At 66.5% G+C, this 4,750-nt stretch carries 4 protein-coding genes and 1 pseudogene; all 5 read right to left on the reverse strand.

Annotation, left to right across the window (positions count from 1 at the left end; genetic code table 11):
- Nucleotides 1–49: 49 nt before the first annotated feature.
- Nucleotides 50–922, reverse strand: a complete 873-nt coding sequence (locus tag BEN49_RS11315; protein WP_070743426.1) for a nucleoside phosphorylase — start codon at nt 920–922, stop codon at nt 50–52.
- Nucleotides 923–1,042: 120 nt separating this feature from the next.
- Nucleotides 1,043–1,994 (reverse strand): annotated as a pseudogene (trhO, locus tag BEN49_RS11320) (oxygen-dependent tRNA uridine(34) hydroxylase TrhO).
- 70 nt (nt 1,995–2,064) lie between these two features.
- Nucleotides 2,065–2,682: a NeuD/PglB/VioB family sugar acetyltransferase gene (locus BEN49_RS11325; protein ID WP_239691910.1), complete on the reverse strand. Its 618-nt coding sequence runs from the start codon at nt 2,680–2,682 to the stop codon at nt 2,065–2,067.
- Complete coding sequence (locus BEN49_RS29500) at nt 2,573–4,114, reverse strand: hypothetical protein (RefSeq protein ID WP_239691909.1); 1,542 nt, start codon at nt 4,112–4,114, stop codon at nt 2,573–2,575. The genes BEN49_RS11325 and BEN49_RS29500 overlap by 110 nt, the downstream gene beginning before the upstream one ends.
- Nucleotides 4,111–4,750, reverse strand: a 640-nt coding sequence (locus BEN49_RS11330; RefSeq protein WP_125916762.1) for a DUF2851 family protein, incomplete at its 5' end; no start/stop codon positions are given. The genes BEN49_RS11330 and BEN49_RS29500, both read right to left, overlap by 4 nt.

A 4,750-nucleotide genomic window follows, 5' to 3' on the forward strand; every position in this document is an offset into this window, starting at 1 on the left:
CCGTGAACAGCTGTTCACGGGGCCCCACCTTTTTTATTGCCTCGCCAGGCTACACCAACCGTTGCAGGGTGCGTTCGATCATAGCATCGACCACGGCGTTGGCATCGGCGGCAAATTCGCCGGTAACGCGGTTGGCCACGATGGCGTTCAGGCTGAGTACTTGATGGCCCAACAGGCGGCCCAGGGCGTAGTAGCCGGCCGTTTCCATCTCGAAGTTGGTGAGGCGAAACGGGCCTTCGCCGCTCTCGTGGTGGAAGCTGCTCAGGCGCTCCAGGTAGTCGGGCGGCGTCACGTCGAGGCGCAGGCGGCGGCCCTGAGGCCCGTAAAAGCCGGGGCAGGTGAGGGTATTACCCACAAGGGCGCCGGCCCCGAGCTGCTCGCGCAGCAAATCGTCGCCGCGCACCACATAGGGCGCAAACGGCAGGCCCAGCGTGGCTTGCAGCGCAGTGCCCACCTGGGTTTCGAGGCCGGTTTCCACCAACGGGTAGAAGTGCATGAGCGAGTCGAGGCCCACGGCGTGCTCGGTGGCCAGCACCGCGCCGATGGGCACGTCGGGCTGCAAGCTGCCGCTGGTGCCCAGGCGCACAATGCGCAGGCGCAGCTGCTCCTCCACGGGCCGCACCGTGCGCGACATGAAATCGATGTTCACCAACGCATCCAACTCGTTCATCACGATGTCGATGTTGTCGGTGCCCATGCCCGTGCTAAGCACCGTGAGGCGCTTGCCCTTGTAGTAGCCTACGTGGGTCACGAACTCGCGGTGCGCGCCCTGAAATTCGATGGAATCGAAGTGCCGGCTCACCTGCGCCACCCGGGCGGGGTCGCCCACGGTGAGGATGGTATCGGAAATGTGGTCGGGCAGCAGGTTCAGGTGGTAAATGGTGCCGTCGGGGTTGAGGATGAGCTCGGCGTTGGAAATCATGATTTTAATTAAAAATTATGAATTATGAATTAAAAATTAGAGGCGTTGGAAAAAGGCAATGGGGGCAGCCGAATCAACGAAGCGGCGGCTACTTTCCTTTTAATTTTTAATTCTCCATTTTTAATTTGATTTGCCAGCATACGAGGCCAAGCCCTGGGCCGGCTGGTAATGGTTGCTGGCCTTGGGATAGGCCCCGGTGCCGTCGTAGGGGCGCTTGGCGGGGTGGGCGGCGCAGGCCTCGGAGCAGGCGCCTTGCAGGGCCTCGCCGCAGCTTTCGCACTGGGCTACGTGGGCGTTGCAGTGCGGGTTGGCGCAGTTGATGAGCCGGGCCGAGGGCTCGCGGCAGGTGCCGCAGCGCGAAATCACGCGCGGGTTCACGCGGTTCACGTCCACGGCCACTCGGTTGTCGAACACGTAGCACTGGCCGTCGAAGTCCTCCCCCCCGCTCGAGGCCGTACTTGATGATGCCGCCGTGCAGCTGGTACACGTTCTCAAAACCTTGCTCCAGCAGGTAGGCGCTGGCTTTTTCGCACTTCACGCCGCCGGTGCAGTAGGTCAGGATCTTCTTGTCTTTGAACTGCTGGAGCTGCTCGACGCGAGCTGGGAAGTCGCGGAAGTTCTCCATGTCCAGCGTCACGGCGTTGCGGAAGCGGCCCAGGTTGTACTCGTAGTCCGAGCGCACATCCACCACCACCACGTCGTCGTCGTCCTTCAGGGCCCTGAATTCCTCGGGCGAGAGGTACTGGCCGGTTTTTTCCTGCGGCTTGAGGTGGGCCAGGCTGCTGTGCACAATTTCGGGCTTCACGCGCACGTGCAGCTTCTGAAAGGTGTGCCCGGCGGCGGCATCCACCTTAAACTCCAGGGCCCCAAACCGCGGGTCGGCCTGCACGGCGGCCATGTAGGCCGCGCAATTGGCCACCGTGCCCGATACGGTGCCGTTCAGCCCCTCATCCGCCACGATGATGCGCCCGCGCAAGTCCAGCGCCAGGCACAGCCGGTGGTGCTCGTCGCGGAACTGCGCGGGGTTGTCGATGGGCGCGTAGCAGTAGTAAAGCAGAACTTGGTAATCCATGTCGAAGCTGTTAGGTGGGATGCCCGGGGCCCCAGCACGGCCGCGCCGCGCCAGGAGCTCCGGTTCAAAATCAGACTTTTACTGCCGGGTTGCCGAACACGGTCTGGCCCTTGGGCACGTCGGCCACTACCACCGAGCCGGCCCCGACGCGGGCCTTGTCGCCGATGCTGACGCCGGCCACCACCACGGCCCCGGCCCCCACGAAGGCCAGCTCGCCCACCGAAGCGCCGGCCCCGAGTAGGGCCCCGCTGCCGAGCTGGGCGTAGTCGCCCACTGTGGCGCGGGCCTCCACCACGGCGTTGCCGTTGATGAGGCAGCCGTTGCCAAGCGTGGCCAGGGCGGCCACTACCGCGTTGGGGCCCACGTAGTTGCCGTGGCCCAGCGTGGCGTGGGCCGATACGCTGGCCCGCTGGTGAATGGCGTTGACGGGCACGGCCTCGTACTCCTGGCGCAGCATCTGGGTGAGGCTGCGGCGGCTGGCCGCGTCGTCGGTGGCCACGAATACTTCGCACTTTTTGCCCAGCAATTTCAGCAGCTCGGCGTCGTCGGTAGCGCCCATCACGGGCACTTCCAGCAGCTCACTTTTTTGCAGCTTGGGGTCGTCGTCGAGCAGGCAGTACACCACCAAGTCGTTGGAGAGAAAGGCGTCGAGGGCGGCCGTGCCTACGGCTTGCGCGCCGAGGATGATAACGGGATTTTCCATGAATGGCGGAGAGCGAAGTAAGCGGCCAGAACAACCCAAACCCGGGCGTGGTTTCGCCGCTTCCAAGCGCAAAGTTACGCCAACTGGTCCGGGGATGGGTCCGGGGATGGGTCCGGACCGGGCCCCGCGGGGGCCCCAGGCCCAAGCGGCGCAGGGCCGCGGCAGCGTAGTCGTTCTGCAACAGCAGCAGCAGCCAGAGCGGCAGCAGTACGCTGCGGTAGCGGCTGAGGGTACCCAAATTGGGAGTGCTCAGGCCCATGAGCACGGCCAGCACCAGGCAGTAGCCCAGCAGCACCACGGCCAGCGCAAACGGCAGCCGCCCGCCCCGGCCCCGCACCAGGGCCCCCAGCGCCAGGGCCCCTAATACCAGCAAGAGGCCGTTTTCCAAGCCTCCCGCTACGTACTGCGGCTCGGCTGACTCGCCTAGCCAGGGCCGGGTAAAGGTGTTCCAGGCCGCCTGCGGAGCGTGGGCCAGGAAGCTCGCGCCCGTGGGCCGCAAGTCAGCGTACTCGAAATGGGGCCGGCCCACCGATACCATCAGGTCGTGGTCGTAAATGCGCAGCACCTGGCTCGTGAATTTATTGAGCCGGTACAGGCCGCCCATTTCCTGGGTTGCGGCGGCCCCGGCCGCCACCACGGCCGCCAGCACCAGGGCCTGCGCCAGCCGCCCACGCACCCACGCGCGCCGGCGCAGGGCCTGCACCAAGGCCAGGGCCAGCAGGCAGCCCAGCAGCGGCACGGCAAAAAAGTAGCGCATCTTAAAGCACAGCAGCGCCAGCCCCACCGCCCCCACCCCCCGTAGCCACGGCCGCGCCGCCGCCGCCGGGGCAGGGCCATACAGCCGCTCAAGCACCAGCGCCACCAGCCAGGCCCCGCTGCCCAGCAAAGCGGCCTCTTTGTTCAGCCCCGCCGCCCAGTACGCCACCGAAGGCCAGAGCACTAGCCCCACCAGGCCGGCACCAGCCGGCGTAGCCGGCAGCCTGGCGGCCAGCGTGCGCGCCAACTGCCAGCACCCCACAAAACTAAATAAGCTCAAATACAGCGCATTAAGCCACGGATTAGCCAGCGAGGCCAGGTTCAGTAGGGCCAGCACCTTGGCGAGAAACAGCGTGTTCGACATGCCGTAATACACCACCCGCTCGCTGGCAAACTGCACCACGTCGCCGGCCAGCGAGCGGAGGCCGTTGGCGGGCTCACTCCACAGCTGCCCCGTTATCAACTCGCTCAGATTCTGTACGTAAGCCCCGTCGCTAATAGGGTGGGCGTCGCGCAGGCCCCCCACCAGCAGGCGCCCCGCCAGCCCCGCCACCAGCGCCGCCCGCCAGGCCGCACCCAGTTGCCGCCACTCGCGGCGCAGCCACGGCAGCAGCACGGCCAGCAGGCCCACGTTCAGCACCAGGGCCAGGGCCAGCTTCATCGGACGGCGCGCAGTTGGGGGCCCTGCACCAAGCGGCTGCCGATGGCGCAGTGCAGGCAGCGGCGCGGGGCGCAGTAGCTTTTGTGCAGCGCCAGCAGGCCCTGCGAATCAGCCGCGGTGCGGTGGCCGAAGCCCAGGGCCCCGTACAGGTCGGTGAACTGGTTGTGCTCGGCGGGCAGCTCCGTAAGCAGGGCCACACTGCTTTCGACCAGCGCGGGCTGGCCCACCGAGCGGGCGTAGGCCACGCGCAGGGGCACCACCACGTTGGTAATCAGCAGGTCGCTGCTGCCCTTGCCCAAATCGGGCACTTTGCCGGGGCGGCCGGGGCGGAAGTGCGCCCGCCAGTAGGCCGGCGCCGGGGCCCTAAAAAACTCGGCCAGCGCCGCCACGCTCTGGGCCGTGAGCAGGGCGTCGAACAGGGCGGGGCGGGCGTGCAGCAGGCCGGCCAGCTGGCCCAGGCGCACGGGCGGGAAGTTGGCGGGCCGCAGGCGCAGGTAGTTCCACTCGTGCACGGCCAGGGCGGGGCCCCAGGTCGTACTTGTGGCGCAGAATTCGTACTCCCGCCGCAAATCCTGGATGTAAGCGTCGGCAGCTGTTTCGTCGTTTTCCACTAGAAAACCGGCCTGCCCAAGAGCA

The sequence above is a fragment of the Hymenobacter coccineus genome, assembly GCF_001816125.1.
Taxonomy (GTDB): domain Bacteria; phylum Bacteroidota; class Bacteroidia; order Cytophagales; family Hymenobacteraceae; genus Hymenobacter; species Hymenobacter coccineus.